Source organism: Paraburkholderia eburnea (genome assembly GCF_002917095.1).
GTDB lineage: Bacteria > Pseudomonadota > Gammaproteobacteria > Burkholderiales > Burkholderiaceae > Paraburkholderia > Paraburkholderia eburnea.
Map to the genome: position 1 here is coordinate 1 of NZ_PQGA01000035.1, position 18959 is coordinate 18959.

Here is an 18959-nt window from a genome sequence, read left to right on the forward strand (position 1 = left end):
TTGTAGGCGCCGCGCAGCTTGAACGAGAACACGGGCTGGTTGTCCTCGCGCTTGAGCAGGACCGTGTTGCGCAGGCGGGCGGAGAGATTCGGTGCACGCTCGAGTTCGGTCTCGCGGGCGGCGTCGTAGACGCGGGCGGTGAGGACTTTCTTGAGGTAATCGTCGTGGGAAGCCATGCTAGGGGCGCGCCGGGCGCGGCAAGGTGAGCGGAAAGCGGTGGAAAGGCCGGAGCGAAAGCAAGCAAAAGCAAACAGCAGCAAACAACAGCGAACGCCGAAACGCAAATGATAGCGCCAACGGCAGACGCACTGCCCGTAGGGGCGGGACAACGGGACAGGACAACGGGCAGAGCAGGGCCGTGTGCCCGCCCTCGCGCGACCGAATGATTTCCCGACCTTCCGGACGGCGAATCAACGCCCACGCGAATGTCAAAAAATGAAAGTTATATGTCCGTACTGTTCCCGCGTACCGTCAGCGCGCGTGCGGATCATGCGTTAAAATCGTTTTTTGAAACAAGGATCGGAAGATGCACTGGCAACCCCGGACAGCCCATTTGATGCCCGCACGGCGCGAGACCCGCCCCGCGGCGCAGCGGCATATCCGCGCACGATCGTGTCGCTAAGTCCGAGCGCCGGGGAACCATCGGCGTGAGCGCTGCCGCCATGCTTCCCCACCCCCTTCGTCCGCTATCAGCCACCGCACGCCATCCGCGAGCCACCGGCGGACTCGATTTCAGAATAGCGCCCCACGCGCCCCGTCAGCTTCCGCCATGCAGGCCGCTTGCCCACCAAGCGACCCACTGAGCGGGACTGGCTCAAAGAGTCGTCCAACCATGAACGCACCTCAAGTTTTCGATCCTCACGGCGCAGCCGCCGCCGTGGCCACCGATATCGAACCGCGCCTGCGCGAGATTCCGTATAACTACACGTCCTTTTCGGATCGCGAAATTGTCATTCGCCTGCTGGGCGAACAGGCCTGGGACGCGCTCGCCGAACTGCGAGCCGAACGCCGCACCGGCCGCTCGGCGCGTATGCTCTATGAAGTGCTCGGCGACATCTGGGTCGTGCGCCGCAATCCGTATCTGCAGGACGACCTGCTGGACAACCCGAAGCGCCGCGCGCTGCTGATCGAGGCGCTGAATCACCGCATCGCCGAAATCGAGAAGCGCCGTCACGCCGACCTCGTCGAGCATAACGACCAGGAAGGCGTCGAGCGCGCCGCCCGCGTGGAAACGCTGGTGTCGTCCGCGCGCCGCGCCATCGACGACTTCGCCGCCGAATTCGAGAAGATGGCCGAGCTGCGCCGCCGCGCCACCAAGGTGCTGGGCCGCCGCACGCAGAAGGACAACATCCGCTTCGACGGCATCGCGCGCGTCTCGCACGTGACCGACGCCACCGACTGGCGCGTCGAATATCCGTTCGTGGTCCTCACGCCCGACACCGAAGCCGAAATCGCCGGTCTCATCAAGGCGTGTTTCGAACTCGGCCTGACCGTGATTCCGCGCGGAGGCGGCACGGGCTACACGGGCGGCGCGGTGCCGCTCACGCCGTTCTCGGCCGTCATCAACACCGAAAAGCTCGAACAGCTCGGCCCGGTCGAGATGACCGATCTGCCCGGCGTCGAGCGCAAGGTCGCGACGATTTTCTCGGGCGCGGGCGTGGTCACGCGCCGCGTGACGGAAGCGGCCGATGCGGCAGGCTTCGTGTTCGCCGTCGATCCGACTTCGCTCGACGCCTCGTGCATCGGCGGCAACGTCGCGATGAACGCGGGCGGCAAGAAGGCCGTGCTGTGGGGCACGGCGCTCGACAATCTCGCCTGGTGGCGCATGGTCGATCCGCAGGGCAACTGGCTCGAAGTCACGCGCCTCGACCACAACATGGGCAAGATCCACGACATTGCGGTGGCGCGCTTCGAACTCAAGTGGTTCGACGGCGAGTACGCGCCGGGCGAAAAGCTGCTCAAGACGGAATGGCTCGACATCGAAGGCAAGCGCTTCCGTAAAGAAGGTCTGGGCAAGGACGTGACGGACAAGTTCCTCGCGGGGCTGCCGGGCGTGCAGAAGGAAGGCTGCGACGGTCTCATCACGTCGGCGCGCTGGGTGCTGCACAAGATGCCCGCGAACACGCGCACGGTCTGTCTGGAGTTCTTCGGCCAGGCGCGCGAGGCGATCCCGAGCATCGTCGAAATCAAGGATTACCTGTTCGAGACCTCGAAGCAGGGCGGCGCGATTCTCGCGGGTCTGGAGCATCTGGACGAGCGTTATCTGCGCGCCGTGGGTTACGCGACCAAGAGCAAGCGCAACGCGTTTCCGAAGATGGTGCTGATCGGCGACATCGTCGGCGACGACGCCGATGCGGTGGCCACGGCCACTTCGGAAGTCATCCGCATGGCCAACGGCAAGAGCGGCGAAGGTTTCGTCGCCGTCTCCGCCGAGGCGCGCAAGCGCTTCTGGCTCGACCGCAGCCGCACGGCCGCGATCGCGAAGCACACCAACGCGTTCAAGATCAACGAAGACGTCGTGATTCCGCTCAACCGCATGGGCGAGTACACCGACGGCATCGAGCGCATCAACATCGAACTGTCGATCAAGAACAAGCTGCAACTGATCGACGCGCTCGAAGCGTTCTTCAAGGAAGGCAAGCTGCCGCTCGGCAAGACCGACGACGCCAACGAAATCCCCTCGGCGGAACTGCTCGAAGACCGCGTGCAGCAGGCGCTCGACCTGCTCCAGCGCGTGCGCGAGCGCTGGACTTTCGTGGGCGAGAAGCTCGACATGCCGCTCGCCGAGGCGCAGCACTCTCTCCTGCAGGTGGGCTACGAAGCGCTGGCGGAAAAGTTCGCCGACCGCGTCGATGCGCAGCCCGGCGTCAATGTCTTCCACGTGACGCAGGACCGCACGATTCGCATCTCGTGGAAGCAGGAGATCCGCGCCGAACTGCGCCAGATCTTCAACGGCGGCGCGTTCAAGCCGATCCTCGACGAAGCCCAGGCGATCCACAAGAAGGTGCTGCGCGGACGAGTGTTCGTCGCGCTTCACATGCACGCCGGCGACGGCAACGTGCACACCAACCTGCCGGTCAACTCGGACAACTACGAGATGCTGCAGGACGCGCACCACGCGGTTGCGCGCATCATGAAGCTCGCGCGCTCGCTCGACGGCGTGATTTCGGGCGAGCACGGCATCGGCATCACGAAGCTCGAATTCCTCACGGACGACGAGATTGCCGAATTCCGCGCCTACAAGCAGCGCGTCGATCCGGAGGGGCGCTTCAACAAGGGCAAGCTGCTCGAAGGCGCCGATCTGCGCAACGCCTACACGCCGTCGTTCGGCCTGATGGGCTACGAGTCGCTGATCATGCAGCAATCCGACATTGGCGCGATCGCCGAGTCGGTCAAGGACTGCCTGCGCTGCGGCAAGTGCAAGCCGGTGTGCGCCACGCACGTGCCGCGCGCGAACCTGCTGTACAGCCCGCGCAACAAGATTCTCGCCACGTCCTTGCTGGTCGAGGCCTTCCTGTACGAAGAGCAGACGCGCCGCGGCGTGTCGATCAAGCACTGGGACGAGTTCAACGACGTGGCCGACCACTGCACGGTCTGCCACAAGTGCGTGACGCCGTGCCCGGTCAAGATCGACTTCGGCGACGTGACGATGAACATGCGCAACCTGCTGCGCAAGATGGGCAAGAAGAAGTTCAACGCGGGCAACGCGGCGGGCATGTTCTTCCTCAACGCGACCAATCCGCAGACCATCAATCTCGCGCGCACCGCGATGATGGGCGTGGGCTACAAGGCGCAGCGGCTGGGCAACGACGTGCTCAAGAAGTTCGTCAGGAAGCAGGCGGCGCATCCGCCCGCCACGACGGGCCGCGCGCCGGTGGTCGAGCAGGTGATCCACTTCGTCAACAAGAAGATGCCGGGCAACCTGCCGAAGAAGACCGCGCGCGCGCTGCTCGACATCGAAGACAACAAGATCGTGCCGATCATTCGTAATCCGAAGACTACGAATGTGGATTCGGAAGCGGTGTTCTACTTCCCCGGTTGCGGCTCGGAGCGTCTGTTCTCGCAAGTGGGACTGGCGACCCAGGCGATGCTCTGGGAAGCGGGCGTGCAGACCGTGCTGCCGCCGGGCTATCTGTGCTGCGGTTATCCGCAGCGCGGCTCGGGTCAGTTCGACAAGGCCGAGAAGATCGTCACCGACAACCGCGTGCTGTTCCACCGCGTCGCCAACACGCTCAACTACCTCGACATCAAGACCGTCGTGGTGTCGTGCGGGACGTGCTACGACCAGCTGGCCGGTTATGAATTCGACAAGATTTTCCCGGGCTGCCGCATCATCGACATTCACGAGTTCCTGCTCGAAAAGGGCATCAAGCTCGATGGCGTGAGCGGCACGCGCTACATGTACCACGACCCCTGCCACACGCCGATCAAGACGATCGACCCGGTCAAGCTCGTCAACGAACTCATGGGTTCGGAAAAGGACGGCTACAGGATCGAGAAGAACGATCGTTGCTGCGGCGAGTCGGGCACGCTCGCGGTGACGCGTCCGGACATCTCGACGCAGGTGCGTTTCCGCAAGGAAGAGGAAATCCGCAAGGGCGCGGCGAAGCTGCGCGACATTCCGATCATCGGCAACGGTGCGAACGGCGTGCAGCCGGCCACCCTGCAGGAAGCGGGCGGCCAGGGCAAGGCGCAGGACGTCAAGATCCTGACGTCGTGCCCGTCGTGCCTCCAGGGTCTGTCGCGCTACAACGAGGACGCCAACATCGAAGCCGACTACATCGTGGTGGAGATCGCCCGTCACGTGCTCGGCGAAAACTGGATGGCCGACTACGTGAGCCGCGCGAACAATGGCGGAATCGAGCGCGTGCTGGTCTAATGTCAGCGCCAATTTTTCCGTAACACGGGTTCGAGGACGACGATGGGATGCGTATTCTGCAATGAGGAAGGCGGTGACGTGCTGTGGGAAGACGAGCGCATGCGCATCGTTCTCGCGACCGCCGAAATTGAGTATCCCGGCTTTTGCCGCGTGATCTGGAATACGCATGTCGCCGAGTTCTCGGATCTCACCGACGCCGACCGGGAACACCTTATGCGCGCCGTTTATGCGGTCGAGCGGGCGCTGCGCCGCATCATGCAGCCGTCGAAGGTGAATCTCGCGAGTCTCGGCAATCAGGTGCCGCACGTGCACTGGCACGTGATTCCGCGTTTCACCAACGACGCGCATTTCCCGATGTCCGTCTGGTCGCCGCGTCAGCGCACGGTGTCCGAGGCGATGCTCGGGCAGCGCCGCGCGCAGGCCACGCTGCTGCGCGAGGCGGTGCGTCAGGAAATGGGTGCGGCGGGGCAGACGCAGCAGGATTGAGCGCACGCGCATGAAGCGGCGATGCCGCCGTTCGTGCGCGTTCCCGAGCGTGCAGCCGAAGATCGCAACGCTTTCGAGGCTCGCAATGTTCGACGCAATGGCCGATCAGGAACAAACATGAGTGGACTGAAATCCGATACGCCGATTCCAACCGGCGTCGTGGTGCACGCGCTGTCGCGCGTGCTCGAACTGCAGTACGCGAACGGCGAGAGCTATCGCATTCCGTTCGAACTGATGCGCGTCTATTCGCCCTCGGCCGAGGTGCGCGGCCACGGCCCCGGCCAGGAGACGCTGCAGACCGGCAAGCGCGAAGTGACGATCACGGCGCTGGAAGGCGTCGGCCACTACGCGCTGCAGCCCACTTTCTCCGATGGCCACAATACCGGCATCTACTCCTGGGACCAGCTCTACGAGCTGGCGACGCGTCAGGACGCACTCTGGGCCGACTACTTCGCGAAGCTCAAGGCAGCGGGCGTCGAGCGCGACGCCCCGATGGCGGCGGCCCCTGCCGCGCACGGCCACTGCCACTGACGCTTCCTGTTACGATCCAGCCGCCGCGCGAGGGGCGCGGCGCACTCCATCAAAAAGATCCGGACACGATCCGGGTCAAGACCCGCGAAAGGACGAGCGCGATGAGCAAAACCCACTTCGGCTATCAGACAGTCGACGAACAGGACAAGGCGAAGAAGGTGGCCGGTGTGTTCCACTCGGTCGCCTCGAACTACGACCTGATGAACGATCTGATGTCGGGCGGGCTGCACCGCGCCTGGAAGGCGTTCACGATCGCGCAGGCGAACATTCGTCCGGGCGCGAAGGTGCTCGACATCGCGGGCGGCACGGGCGATCTGTCGATGGCGTTCGCGAAGAAGGCTGGCCCGACCGGCGAGGTCTGGCACACTGACATCAACGAATCGATGCTGCGCGTGGGCCGCGACCGGCTCATCGATAAAGGCGTGATCACGCCCGCGCTGCTGTGCGACGCGGAGAAGATTCCGTTTCCGGATAACTATTTCGATCTGGTGACGGTGGCCTTCGGCCTGCGCAACATGACCCACAAGGATCGTGCGCTGGCCGAAATGCGCCGCGTGATCAAGCCGGGCGGCCGCGTGATGGTGCTCGAATTCTCCAAGGTCTGGGAGCCGCTCAAGAAAGCCTACGACGTCTATTCGTTCAAGGTGCTGCCGTGGCTGGGCAAGCGTTTTGCCCAGGACGCGGACAGTTATCAGTACCTCGCCGAGTCGATCCGCATGCATCCGGACCAGGAAACATTGAAGACGATGATGGAACAAGTCGGCCTCGATGCCGTCAAATATTACAATTTGTCAGCTGGCGTGGTAGCCTTACACGTCGGGACAAAGTACTGATGTTACTAAATCTCTGTCTTTAAAGGAAATTCCGCCATGCCTGAGACCTGCAGTATTGCTTCCAAAAAGCTTTCAACGTCTTGGGTAAGGCGGATTGGCACCTTTGCAGTGATCGGTGCGATCGTGGTGGGCAGCCTGGCTTCGCTCGACGCTGAAGCAAGACGCATGGGTGGTGGACGTAGCTTTGGCCGTCAGTCGTCGGTGGCCTCGCAGCGCAGCACCACGCCGCCGCCCGCACAGCCCAGCCCCACGCAGCAGGCCGGCGCGCAGCGCGCCCCCGGCGCACCCGCGCCGACGCCCGCGCCCGCACCGGCGCGCAACCGCTGGCTCGGGCCGATCGCGGGTCTCGCGGCGGGTCTGGGCATCGCCGCGCTGCTTTCGCACTTCGGTCTGGGCGAAGCGTTCGCCGGCATGATGGCGAACATGATCGTGATCGCGCTGATCGCTTTCGTCGCCATCTGGCTGATCCGCAAGTTCATGAGCCGCCGCCGCGACGCGCAGCAGCCCGCGTATCAAACGGGTGGAGCGAATTTGAACCAGGCGGGCGGCTATCAGCCGCAGGAGCCGCGCTACAGCGCGCCGCCCACGGGCCAGTACCTCGCGCCGGAGGCGCAGCCGCTCACCACGCCGCAGATCAATACCGCGCCTGACGTCCCGGCGGGCTTCGACACGGAATCGTTCCTGCGTAACGCCAAGGTGTACTTCGTGCGTCTGCAGGCCGCGTGGGACGTGGGCAATATCGAGGACATCCGCGAATTCACCACGCCGGAAATGTTCGCGGAAGTCCGCGTCGATCTCGCGAGCCGTGGCGCGCAGCGCAACCAGACCGACGTCGTGCAGCTCAACGCCGATCTGCTGGCGGTCGAGGAGCGCGGCAGCGAATATCTCGCGAGCGTGCGCTTCTCCGGTCTGATTCGCGAGGAAGCGGGGGCTGCCGCCGAGCCGTTCGTCGAGATCTGGAATCTGTCGAAGTCGCGCGCGACGGGCGAGGGCTGGCTGCTCGCGGGCATCCAGCAGGTCGAATCGCACTGAGCGCATGAGCGAGCCTGACGGCGTGGCGAAATAGCGCGCGCCGGTGGCCTGAATAGCTTGCGCCGCGTGGCGGCGCGGCCTTGCGCCTCGAACGCTACAATAGGAACCCGCGCGAGCTCGACGCCCGCGCGGGTTTTTTTATTTCCACGCCGATGACCCTCGCCGCCAAGCCCTTCGCCGCCGCTGTCAATCATTTGCTCGCCCGCGAATCGTGGGCCCGCGACCGACTCGCTCCTTACGCCGGCAAGACCGCGCGCCTGTCCTGTCCGCCCGTCGTTCTGACCTTGCTCGTGCAGCCCGACGGCTATCTCGCAGCAGTTGAAGAACAGGACGCGGGCCACGCGGACGTCGCGCTTTCGCTGCCCGCGGGTGCGCTGTCCTCGTATGTGCAGGGCGGCCAGTCCGCCGTCATGAAGCACGTCAAGATCGAGGGCGACGCCGAGTTCGCGCAGATCATCGGCAAGCTCGCCGAGCACCTGCGCTGGGAGCCCGAGGAGGATCTCGCGAAGCTGATCGGCGACGCGCCGGCCTCGCGCATCGCGTCGTTCGCGCGCGCCGCACATGCGCAGGCGCTGCGCACGGGTCGCAACGTGCTGGGCTCCGTCACCGAGTATCTGCTCGACGAACAGCCGCAGCTCGTGCGGCACGCCGAGCTGGACAGCTTCAACACCGAGCTGTCCCGCGCGCGCGATGCGCTCGCGCGCGTCGAAAAGCGCATCGAGCGCCTTGAACAAAAAACACAAGCGCGCGGCGCGGGCGGGGTCCAGAACCCGGCCCCGCGCGGCCCGAGCCCGCTACAAGGCAATTAAGACATGCGTTTTCTGCGTTTCCTGAAGATTTTCTTTACGGTCATCCGCTTCGGTCTCGACGAAATGATGTTGAGCCGGATCAATGACCGGCGCGTCAGACTGCTGCTCCGCATTACCACGATCGGCCGCAAATTCGATCAACCGCCGGGTGTGCGTCTGCGCCTCGCGCTCGAAAGCCTCGGCCCCATCTTCGTGAAGTTCGGCCAGGTGCTCTCGACGCGGCGCGATCTGCTGCCGCTCGATATCGCCAACGAACTCGCCAAGCTCCAGGATCAGGTGCCGCCGTTCGAATCGCAGGTGGCGATCGACATCATCGAAAAATCGCTGGGCGCGCCCGTCGACGTGCTGTTCGACGAGTTCGAGCGCGTGCCGGTGGCAAGCGCCTCGATCGCGCAGGTGCATTTCGCCAAGGTGAAGTCCGGCCAGCACGCGGGCAAGGCGGTGGCGGTGAAGGTGCTGCGCCCGAACATGCGGCCCGTGATCGATTCGGATCTCTTGCTGCTGCGCGATATCGCCGTGTGGGCCGAGCGTCTGTGGGCCGACGGCAAGCGTCTGAAGCCGCGCGAGGTGGTCGCCGAATTCGACAAGTATCTGCACGACGAACTCGACCTGATGCGCGAGGCCGCCAACGGCAGCCAGTTGCGCCGCAACTTCGCGGGGCTCGATCTGCTGCTGGTGCCCGAGATGTACTGGGAGTTCAGCACGGCCAACGTGCTGGTGATGGAGCGCATGGTGGGCGTGCCGATCAGCCAGGTGGACCGGCTGCGCGCGGCGGGCGTGGATATTCCGAAGCTCGCGCGCGAGGGCGTCGAAATCTTCTTCACGCAGGTGTTTCGCGACGGTTTTTTCCACGCCGACATGCACCCCGGCAACATCCAGGTGAGCCTCGATCCGGCGCATTTCGGGCGCTATATCGCGCTGGATTTCGGCATCGTCGGCGCGCTGTCGGATTTCGACAAGAACTACCTCGCGCAGAACTTTCTTGCTTTCTTCAAGCGCGATTATCACCGCGTCGCCACGCTGCACATCGAGTCGGGCTGGGTGCCGCCCACGACGCGCGTCGAAGAACTGGAAAGCGCGATTCGTGCGGTCTGCGAGCCGTACTTCGACCGCGCGCTCAAGGATATTTCGCTCGGCCAGGTGCTGCTGCGTCTGTTCCAGACCTCGCGCCGCTTCAACGTGGAAATCCAGCCGCAGCTTGTGCTGCTGCAAAAGACCATGCTCAACGTCGAAGGGCTCGGGCGCTCGCTCGATCCCGAACTCGATCTCTGGAAGACGGCCAAGCCGTATCTGGAGCGCTGGATGACCGAGCAGATCGGCCTGCGCGGTTGGCTTGAGCGCCTGAAGATCGAGGCGCCGCAATGGAGCAAGACGCTGCCGCAACTGCCGCGGCTCGTGCATCAGGCGCTGCTGCATCGCCAGGAGCCGGGGCACGCCCACGACGAGGCGATCCGCCAGATTCTCGTCGAGCAGCGCCGCACCAACCGGCTTTTGCAGGGCCTTGTGGTATTCGGCGTGGCGGTGGGCGTCGGGATGGTGGCAGCGCGCGTGTGGCTGGCGCTGGCCTATGGGTACGGCGGCTAACAAAGACTGCCGCGCCATGCGGAACATGGGAGCGAGACGATGAGCGACCCGACTTCTCCGGCACAGCCGGATTCCACGCCGGGCGCGGCCCCGGAATTCGAAAGCCGCGACCCGGCCGCCCCCGCATTCTGGGACGAGCGCTTCGAGCGCGGCTTCACGCCATGGGATCAGGCGGGCGTGCTGCCGGCCTTCGAGGCGTTCGCCACGGCGCATCCGGATGCCGCCGTGCTGATTCCCGGCTGCGGCAACGCCTGGGAGGCGCGCTGGCTGGCCGAGCGCGGCCGCACGGTGCGCGCCATCGATTTCGCGCCATCGGCGGTCGCTCGCGCGCGCGCAGTATTGGGCGAGTATGCGGACGTGGTGGAGGAGGCGGACTTCTACACCTATGCGCCGCCATTCCCGCCGGCCTGGATTTTCGAGCGCGCGTTCCTGTGCGCGCTGCCGAAGGCGCAACGCGCGGATTACGCGCGCCGCATGGCCGGACTGCTCGCGCCGGATGCGCTGCTGGCGGGCTACTTCTTTATCGGCGAGACGCCCAAGGGGCCGCCGTTCGGCATCGCGCGCGCGGAACTCGACGCGCTGCTCACGCCGCATTTCACGCTCATCGACGATCAGCCCGTGGAAGGTTCGCTCGCCGTGTTTCAGGGCCGCGAGCGCTGGCTGACGTGGCGGCGCAACAGCTAGAACGACGACGCGGCAACGGCTTGCACGCCGCGCCGCGTGCCTGAAAACAGGCCAAAACCCTTGATCGCACGCAAGCCGTCCCCAACTACCTGCGAGTGCGCCGCGCTCTGTCAGGCTCGCGCCATCCCGGCAATTCCCGGGCCAGGCGAGCGTTTGCGGCTATAATTCAAGGCTTTGCAAGCATTTGTCAGGTTTTTGCGCCTGACTTTCACTCGTTTCATCAGGAAAGAGATCATGCCGATCTACGCTTACCGCTGCGAGTCGTGCGGCTTCGACAAGGACTGTCTGCAGAAGATCAGCGATGCGCCCCTGACGCAGTGCCCGAACTGCGGCGCGGATACATTTCGCAAGCAGGTCACCGCGGCGGGCTTTCAGCTGAAGGGCTCGGGCTGGTACGTCACCGACTTCCGCGGCGGCAATAACGGCGGCAACAGCGCGGCTGCGACCGGCGCGAAGACTGACGGCGCGACGGCGCCCGGCGCGTCGGCGGAAGCCAGCAAGCCGGCCGCCGAAAGCGCGCCTGCAGCGGCTCCCGCGAGCGCCCCTGCGGCGTCCAGCGCAAGCACCACGAGCAGCACGGCAGGCTCGACCTGAAACCCTGCGGCCCGGGTCCGGTTTTCCGGAGCCAGGCCGCACAAGCGCTGCGCTACGCGCGCGGCCTGGATGGCGTGTACATGACGATCAAGAAAGCGACGCTCAAATCGGTGTTCCTGACCGGCCTGCTGGTGCTGGTGCCGTTGGCCATCACGTTGTGGGTCCTGAATCTCGTCATCAGCACGATGGATCAGACGCTGCTGCTCCTGCCGGAGTCGTGGCGTCCGCCGTTCCATCTGCCGGGTCTCGGCGCGGTGCTCACGCTGGCGTTCATCTTCGTGGTGGGGCTGCTCACGCATAACTTCATCGGCCAGAAGCTGGTGGAGTGGTGGAATGCGCTGGTGCGCCGCATCCCGATCATCGGTCCGCTGTATGGAAGCATCCAGCAAGTTTCCGATACACTGCTTTCCAGCAACGGCAATGCTTTTCGCAAGGCGCTCCTGATCGAGTACCCGCGCAAGGGCTCGTGGACCATCGCGTTCCTCACCGGCATTCCGGGCGGCGACGTGGTGAACCATCTGCAGGAAGATCACGTGAGCGTGTATGTGCCGACCACGCCCAATCCCACCTCGGGCTTTTTCCTGATGGTGCCGAAGAGCGAAGTCGTCGAACTCGACATGACGGTCGATGCCGCGCTCAAGTATATTGTTTCGATGGGCGTCGTCGCGCCTGCCGCGACCCCGCGTCGCCCCATCGATCCCCCGCTTTAAATACCGGATGTCGCGTCGGCTACAACCCTGCGCGAGCTTCCTGTTTAATTTACGCATAACGAAAGACGAACATCATGTCGATGAGATCTGAATACTGCGGTCTGGTGACCGAACAGCTGCTGGGCCAAAACGTTTCGCTGTGCGGATGGGTGCAGCGCCGCCGCGACCATGGCGGCGTTATCTTCATCGACCTGCGCGACCGCGAAGGCCTCGTCCAGGTCGTCTGCGACCCGGACCGCGCAGAGATGTTCAAGGTCGCCGAAGGCGTGCGCAACGAGTTCTGCGTGCAGGTGAAGGGCGTCGTTCGCAATCGTCCGGAAGGCACGGTCAACGCCAACCTCAAGAGCGGCAAGATCGAAGTGCTGTGCCACGAACTCGTGGTGCTCAACGCGTCGGTCACGCCGCCGTTCCAGCTCGACGACGACAACCTCTCGGAAACCACGCGCCTCACGCATCGCGTGCTGGACCTGCGCCGCCCGCAGATGCAGCACAACCTGCGCCTGCGCTACCGCGTGGCGATGGAAACGCGCAAGTATCTGGACGCGCTCGGCTTCATCGACATCGAAACGCCGATGCTCACCAAGAGCACGCCGGAAGGCGCGCGCGACTACCTCGTGCCGTCGCGTGTGAACGCAGGCCAGTTCTTCGCGCTGCCGCAGTCGCCGCAGCTCTTCAAGCAACTGCTGATGGTGGCGAACTTCGATCGCTACTACCAGATCGTCAAGTGCTTCCGCGACGAAGACCTGCGCGCCGACCGTCAGCCCGAATTCACGCAGATCGACTGCGAAACGTCGTTCCTCGGCGAGCAGGAAATCCGCGACCTGTTCGAAGACATGGCGCGTCACGTGTTCAAGGAAACGATCGGCGTCGAACTCGACGCGAAGTTCCCGATCATGCCGTACTCGGAAGCCATGAGCCGCTTCGGTTCGGACAAGCCGGACCTGCGCGTGAAGCTCGAATTCACGGAACTGACGGACGCCGTCAAGGACGTGGACTTCAAGGTGTTCAGCACGCCGGCCAACAGCAAGGACGGCCGTGTCGCGGCGCTGCGCGTGCCGAAGGGCGGCGAACTCTCGCGCGGCGACATCGACGGCTACACGGAATTCGTGCGCATCTACGGCGCGAAGGGCCTCGCCTGGATCAAGGTCAACGAAGTCGCGAAGGGCCGTGACGGTCTGCAAAGCCCGATCGTCAAGAACCTGCATGACGCGTCGATCGCCGCGATCCTTGAGCGCACCGGCGCGCAGGACGGCGACATCATCTTCTTCGCGGCCGACCGCGCGAAGGTGGTCAACGACAGCCTGGGCGCGCTGCGCCTGAAGATCGGCCATTCGGAATTCGGCAAGGCCAACGGTCTGGTCGAGAAGGGCTGGAAGCCGCTGTGGGTGATCGACTTCCCGATGTTCGAGTACGACGAGGAAGAAAACCGCTACGTGGCCGCGCACCACCCGTTCACGAGCCCGAAGGACGAGCACCTGGAATACCTCGAAACGGATCCGGGTCGCTGCCTCGCGAAGGCTTACGACATGGTGCTCAACGGCTGGGAAATCGGCGGCGGCTCGGTGCGTATCTATCAGGAAGAGGTGCAGAGCAAGGTGTTCCGCGCGCTCAAGATCGGTCCGGAAGAAGCCCGTGCGAAGTTCGGCTTCCTGCTCGACGCGCTGCAATACGGCGCGCCGCCGCATGGCGGTATCGCGTTCGGTCTGGACCGTATCGTGACGATGATGGCCGGCGCCGACTCGATCCGCGACGTGATCGCGTTCCCGAAGACGCAACGCGCACAGTGTCTGCTCACGCAGGCGCCGAGCGAAGTTGACGAGCGTCAGTTGAAGGAACTGCACATCCGTCTGCGTCAGCCCGAGCAGAAGACGGCGCAGTAAGTCCGCGCAGTCGGTTCGTTTAGAGTGGCATGAAGAAGAGGCGCGTAGGCGCCTCTTTTTTTTCGCGTCGCGTTTCGCTTTGCGCGCCGTGCGCGTTTGGCCCCTTTTGCGTTAAATTCCTGACAAGACCGTCGCAAACAAGTCGCAAAGCTCGCGGCGCCCCACACGTTTTATCGCCATGCAAAAGCCGCCGAAGATTCCAGAATCCGTACTCGTCGTCATCCATACGCCGCCGTTGGCGGGGCGGATGGACGTCCTGATCATCGAGCGCGCCGACCGCGCCGGCTTCTGGCAGTCGGTCACCGGCTCGAAGGATCGCATCGACGAGCCGTTTGTGGAAACCGCCGTGCGCGAGGTGGCGGAGGAGACGGGCATCGTCGTGCCCGCGCAGGCGCTGCGCGACTGGCATCACGAGATCGAATACGAGATCTATCCGGTCTGGCGCCATCGCTATGCGCCAGGCGTCACACGCAATACCGAGCACTGGTTTAGTCTGGAAGTGCCCGCAGGCACCCCGGTCACGCTCGCGCCGCGCGAGCACACCGCGTATCTGTGGCTGCCCTACGAAGAAGCGGCGGCAAAGTGCTTCTCGTCATCCAATCGCGAGGCGATCCTGCAACTGCCCGCGCGCCTTGCCGGAGAGCGTTAAGTGAGCGACACCCGCGCCGATCCCGAAGCGGACCTCGAACCGCGCCGCGTCATCCGGCTGCGCGAGGCGTTGCTGGGGCGGCGCTATCGTTCGCGCTACCGCTTCACGAGCGGCAACGAGGTGCGCCTGTTCCACTCGGGCAAGGATCTCTTTTCGGCGATGATCGAGCGTATCGACGGCGCCCGGCGCGACGTCGCGCTCGAAACCTATATCTTTTGCCGCGACGCGACAGGGCAGGCCGTCTCCGAGGCATTGATGCGCGCCGCGCGCCGCGGCGTGCGCGTGCGCGTCATCACCGACGGCGTCGGCACCGCGCGCCTCGATCTGTTCGATGCGTGGCCCGCCGCGGGCATCGAGCATCGCATCTATAACCCGCATATTTTCGGCCGCTTCGGCTTTTCGCGCACGCACCGCAAGCTTGCCGTGATCGACGATCAGTACGCCTGGTGCGGCGGCATCAACGTCGTCGACGATATGGAGAACGACGGCAAGCCGCTGCCGTTCGCGCGCTGGGATTTCGCGGTCGAGCTGGCCGGGCCGGTGGTGGTGGACGTGCGCGAGGCGATCGAGATGCAATGGCGGCGCATTCGCCTTGGGCACCGGCCGCCGCTCGCGAGCGCTGGCGCGCCAGATGGGCACGCGGCGCTGTCGCCGGGCGTGCCGGCGAGCGCGGGCTTTCTCGCGCCGCATCCCACCGGCCATACGGTGATGCAGCCCGCCAAGGCCGTCAACGAGGTGTTGCGCGAACTCGCGCCGGTGGTCCGCACGGGGCGCGCGCAGCGCATCGTCGCGCGGCTGCGCGAGCGTCTGCGCGCGGGCGTGCCCGATCCGCGCACGGCGCAGGTGCCTTGCGTGGCGTTCGTCGCGCGCGACAATGTCGTGAACCGGCGGGCGATCGAGAAAGCCTATCTGGACGCCATCGGCGAGGCGCGCAAGGAAGTGCTGCTCGCCAATCCGTACTTCATGCCGGGTCGGCGGCTGCGGCGCGCGCTGCTGGAGGCGGCGTCGCGCGGCGTGACGGTCAAGCTGCTGATCGGCCGGAAAGAATTCAAGGTGCTCGACTACGGCACGCCGTTTCTGTATCACCAGTTGCTGAGCGCGGGCGTGCAGGTCGCCGAGTACGAAAAAACCATGCTGCACGGCAAGGTCGCGGTGGTGGATTGCGCATGGGGCACGGTCGGCTCGTCGAATCTCGATGCGCTGAGCCTCGTGCTCAACAACGAGGCCAACGTGCTGCTGGTGCAGCATCCCCAGATCGAGCAGTTGCGCGACGCGATTCTGAGCGCCTTCGACGAATCCCCGAAGATCGACCGCGCCCGCTACGAGGCTCGCCCCTGGCACGTGCGCGCCGTGAACTGGCTGGCATGGAACTCCTATCGGGTGGTCATGAAGCTGCTCACCGTGGGCGGTTACGACTAGCTTTCCGGTGCGTTGCAACACGGTGCGGCCAGGCCGACGCAAGCCTTGCGCCTGCCACACCCAACCCCGCGCGTGCAATCGAGAAAAGCTCGCTTGTGCGCTTCTTGCGATCCCTGAAAATTAGAGTACCGGGTAGAAAACGGTTTCTAATAAAGTCCTTGTTTCGCGGGCGGCTGTCCTCAACAATAGTACGGCCGTTCGATTTAATTCAGGCCGAGATGCGAGCAGATCAAGCCAACATCGCGGCCCCATCGTCACGGTAAATAAAGCTATGCGTAAAGGCGAACAGACACGAGCCGCCATTCTGGATGCAGCACTCGACCTCGCGGGCCGGGACGGACTGGAAGGTCTGACCATTGGATTGCTGGCCGAGCGCATGCAGATGAGCAAGAGCGGCGTCTTCGCGCACTTCGGTTCGCGCGAAGATCTGCAGGTCGAGGTGGTGCGTGAGTACCATCGCCGATTCGAGGAAGAAGTCTTCTTTCCGAGCTTGCGCGAACCACGCGGTTTGCCTCGTCTGCGTGCGATGCTGTCGCGATGGTTCGAGAAGCGCATCCACGAAGTCACGACCGGCTGCATTTACATCAGCGGCGCGGTCGAGTACGACGACCGCGCGGACAGCCAGGTGCGCGAGCAGCTGGTGGCGAGCGTGACGATGTGGCGTGCGGCACTGCTGCGAGCTATTGCGCAGGCGATCGAAGAAGGGCATCTGCGACGCGATACGGATCCCGCGCTGATGCTGTTCGAACTGTATAGCGTGACACTCGGTCTGCATCATGACGGCCGCTTCCTGCACCTGCCGGACGCGGTCGAGCATACGTGGGCCGCGTTCGAAAAACTGATTGTTTCGTACCAGAGCGTGAGCCAGTAGCGAGCGCCGCGCACAGCGTCGCGGCGGTACGTGAAAGCCCGAAACTCTAAAGCTCTATCTAGGGAGAAAAACATGGGACAGTACACCGCGCCGCTGCGCGACATGCAATTCGTGCTGCACGAACTGCTGAACGTGGAAGGCGAAGTCAAGCAGATGCCGAAGCACGCTGACCTCGACGCCGACACCATCAACCAGGTGCTGGAAGAGGCAGGCAAGTTCTGCTCGGAAGTGCTGTTTCCGCTGAACCAGGTCGGCGACCGCGAAGGCTGCACGTATGTCGGCGACGGCGTCGTCACCACGCCGACGGGCTTCAAAGAAGCGTACAAACAGTACGTCGAGGCCGGCTGGCCCGCGCTGGGCTGCGATCCCGAATACGGCGGCCAGGGCCTGCCCGCATTCGTGAACAACGCGCTCTACGAAATGCTCAACTCGGCGAACCAGGCGTGGACCATGTATCCGGGTCTCTCGCACGGCGCCTACGAATGTCTGCACGCGCACGGCACGCCCGAGCTGCAAAAGACCTATCTCCCGAAGCTCGTCGAAGGCGTGTGGACCGGGACGATGTGCCTGACCGAGCCGCATTGCGGCACCGACCTCGGCATCCTGCGCACCAAGGCCGAACCGAACAGCGATGGCTCCTACGCGATCACCGGCACGAAGATCTTCATTTCGAGCGGTGAGCACGACATGGCGGAGAACATCATCCACCTCGTGCTCGCGCGCCTGCCGGATGCGCCGCAAGGCACCAAGGGCATTTCGCTCTTCATCGTGCCGAAGTTCATCCCGACCGAATCGGGTGCAGTAGGCGAGCGCAACGGCATCAAGTGCGGCTCGATCGAGCACAAGATGGGCATCCACGGCAACTCCACCTGCGTCATGAACCTGGACGGCGCGGCGGGCTGGCTCGTCGGCGAGCCGAACAAGGGCTTGAACGCCATGTTCGTGATGATGAACGCGGCGCGCCTGGGCGTGGGTATGCAGGGTCTGGGTCTCACCGAAGTCGCCTATCAGAACTCGCTCGTCTACGCGAAGGAGCGTCTGCAGATGCGCGCGCTGACCGGCCCGAAGGCGCCCGAAAAGGCCGCCGATCCGATCATCGTCCACCCGGACGTGCGCCGCATGTTGCTCACGCAGAAGGCCTGGGCCGAAGGCGCGCGCGCCTTCACGTACTGGTCGGCGCTGCAGATCGACAAGGAGCTGTCGCACGCCGACGAAGCCGAGCGCAAGGAAGCCGCCGATCTGGTTGCGCTGCTCACGCCGATCATCAAGGCTTTCCTGACCGATAACGCGTTCGACAGCACCAACCTCGGCATGCAGGTGTTCGGCGGCCACGGCTTCATCTCCGAATGGGGCATGGAGCAGTACGTGCGCGACGCGCGTATCAACCAGATCTACGAAGGCACCAACACGATCCAGTCGCTCGACCTGCTGGGCCGCAAGGTGCTCGGCGACATGGGCGCGAAGCTCAAGAAGTTCGGCAAGCTCGTGACGGATTTCGTCGAAGCCGAAGGCATCAAGACGGAAATGCAGGAGTTCGTGAATCCGCTCGCCGACATTGGCGACAAGATGCAGAAGCTCACGATGGAAATCGGCATGAAGGCGATGCAGAACCCCGACGAAGTGGGCGCGGCGGCCGTGCCGTACCTGCGCACGGCGGGTCACCTCGTGTTCGCGTACTTCTGGGCGCGCATGGCGCGCATCGCGCTGGACAAGGAAAGCTCGGGCGATCCGTTCTACAAGTCGAAGCTGGCTACGGCGCGCTTCTACTTTGCGAAGCTGCTGCCCGAAACGGCAACCTCGATCCGCCAGGCGCGCGCGGGCTCGAAGACGCTGATGGAAGTCGACGAAGCGCTGTTCTAAGCGCTCAGGTGGTGCGCCGCGCCTTTAAGCGAGCGCACCACTCAACATCGCAGCAACGAATCTCTCAAGCGGCGTCCCGGCCAGAACAACAACACGCCGGTTCGCGCCGCGAAACCCATCCCGTATTTGTCCCGTTTT

At 64.3% G+C, this 18959-nt stretch carries 15 protein-coding genes and 1 pseudogene; 15 read left to right on the plus strand and 1 reads right to left on the minus strand.

The window, feature by feature from the left end:
* Positions 1–176 (minus strand): annotated as a pseudogene (locus B0G62_RS30220) (pyridoxal-phosphate dependent enzyme); the annotation flags it as partial.
* 656 nt (positions 177–832) lie between these two features.
* Between B0G62_RS30220 and B0G62_RS30225 the strand changes: the two are divergent.
* The 15 genes from B0G62_RS30225 to B0G62_RS30295 all read left to right on the plus strand — a co-directional run bounded on the left by B0G62_RS30225 (position 833) and on the right by B0G62_RS30295 (position 18821).
* Complete coding sequence (locus B0G62_RS30225) at positions 833–4879, plus strand: DUF3683 domain-containing protein (protein ID WP_103707843.1); 4047 nt, start codon at positions 833–835, stop codon at positions 4877–4879.
* A gap of 42 nt (positions 4880–4921) precedes the next feature.
* The gene (locus tag B0G62_RS30230) at positions 4922–5365 is read left to right on the plus strand and encodes an HIT family protein (protein ID WP_103707844.1); all 444 of its coding nucleotides are present in this window, start codon (positions 4922–4924) and stop codon (positions 5363–5365) included.
* Between the two features lie 117 nt (positions 5366–5482).
* Positions 5483–5896, plus strand: a complete 414-nt coding sequence (locus B0G62_RS30235; RefSeq protein ID WP_103707845.1) for a gamma-butyrobetaine hydroxylase family protein — start codon at positions 5483–5485, stop codon at positions 5894–5896.
* A gap of 101 nt (positions 5897–5997) precedes the next feature.
* A complete protein-coding gene (gene ubiE, locus B0G62_RS30240) occupies positions 5998–6729 on the plus strand; it encodes a bifunctional demethylmenaquinone methyltransferase/2-methoxy-6-polyprenyl-1,4-benzoquinol methylase UbiE (RefSeq protein WP_103707846.1) in 732 nt (243 codons plus the stop codon).
* A gap of 36 nt (positions 6730–6765) precedes the next feature.
* Complete coding sequence (locus B0G62_RS30245) at positions 6766–7761, plus strand: Tim44 domain-containing protein (RefSeq protein ID WP_103707847.1); 996 nt, start codon at positions 6766–6768, stop codon at positions 7759–7761.
* A gap of 152 nt (positions 7762–7913) precedes the next feature.
* Positions 7914–8570 (plus strand): ubiquinone biosynthesis accessory factor UbiJ, encoded by a 657-nt coding sequence (locus tag B0G62_RS30250; RefSeq protein ID WP_103707863.1) that lies wholly within the window; start codon positions 7914–7916, stop codon positions 8568–8570.
* Between the two features lie 3 nt (positions 8571–8573).
* Positions 8574–10154 carry a ubiquinone biosynthesis regulatory protein kinase UbiB gene (ubiB, locus tag B0G62_RS30255; protein ID WP_103707848.1) on the plus strand — a complete coding sequence of 527 codons (1581 nt, stop codon included), beginning with the start codon at positions 8574–8576 and terminating at the stop codon, positions 10152–10154.
* Between the two features lie 39 nt (positions 10155–10193).
* Positions 10194–10838 carry a methyltransferase domain-containing protein gene (locus B0G62_RS30260; RefSeq protein WP_103707849.1) on the plus strand — a complete coding sequence of 215 codons (645 nt, stop codon included), beginning with the start codon at positions 10194–10196 and terminating at the stop codon, positions 10836–10838.
* Between the two features lie 234 nt (positions 10839–11072).
* Complete coding sequence (locus B0G62_RS30265) at positions 11073–11432, plus strand: FmdB family zinc ribbon protein (RefSeq protein WP_103707850.1); 360 nt, start codon at positions 11073–11075, stop codon at positions 11430–11432.
* Between the two features lie 80 nt (positions 11433–11512).
* Entirely contained in the window at positions 11513–12142 is a 630-nt protein-coding gene (locus tag B0G62_RS30270; RefSeq protein ID WP_103707851.1) for a DUF502 domain-containing protein, read from the plus strand.
* Between the two features lie 74 nt (positions 12143–12216).
* Positions 12217–14022: an aspartate--tRNA ligase gene (gene aspS, locus B0G62_RS30275; RefSeq protein ID WP_103707852.1), complete on the plus strand. Its 1806-nt coding sequence runs from the start codon at positions 12217–12219 to the stop codon at positions 14020–14022.
* A gap of 178 nt (positions 14023–14200) precedes the next feature.
* The gene (gene nudB / locus B0G62_RS30280; protein WP_103707853.1) at positions 14201–14671 is read left to right on the plus strand and encodes a dihydroneopterin triphosphate diphosphatase; all 471 of its coding nucleotides are present in this window, start codon (positions 14201–14203) and stop codon (positions 14669–14671) included.
* On the plus strand, positions 14672–16090 hold the full coding sequence (locus tag B0G62_RS30285; protein WP_244193442.1) for a phospholipase D-like domain-containing protein: 1419 nt from the start codon (positions 14672–14674) through the stop codon (positions 16088–16090). It begins immediately after the preceding gene.
* 271 nt (positions 16091–16361) lie between these two features.
* Positions 16362–16961: a TetR/AcrR family transcriptional regulator gene (locus B0G62_RS30290; protein WP_103707854.1), complete on the plus strand. Its 600-nt coding sequence runs from the start codon at positions 16362–16364 to the stop codon at positions 16959–16961.
* Positions 16962–17033: 72 nt separating this feature from the next.
* A complete protein-coding gene (locus tag B0G62_RS30295; RefSeq protein WP_103707855.1) occupies positions 17034–18821 on the plus strand; it encodes an acyl-CoA dehydrogenase C-terminal domain-containing protein in 1788 nt (595 codons plus the stop codon).
* The last annotated feature ends 138 nt before the right edge of the window (positions 18822–18959 follow it).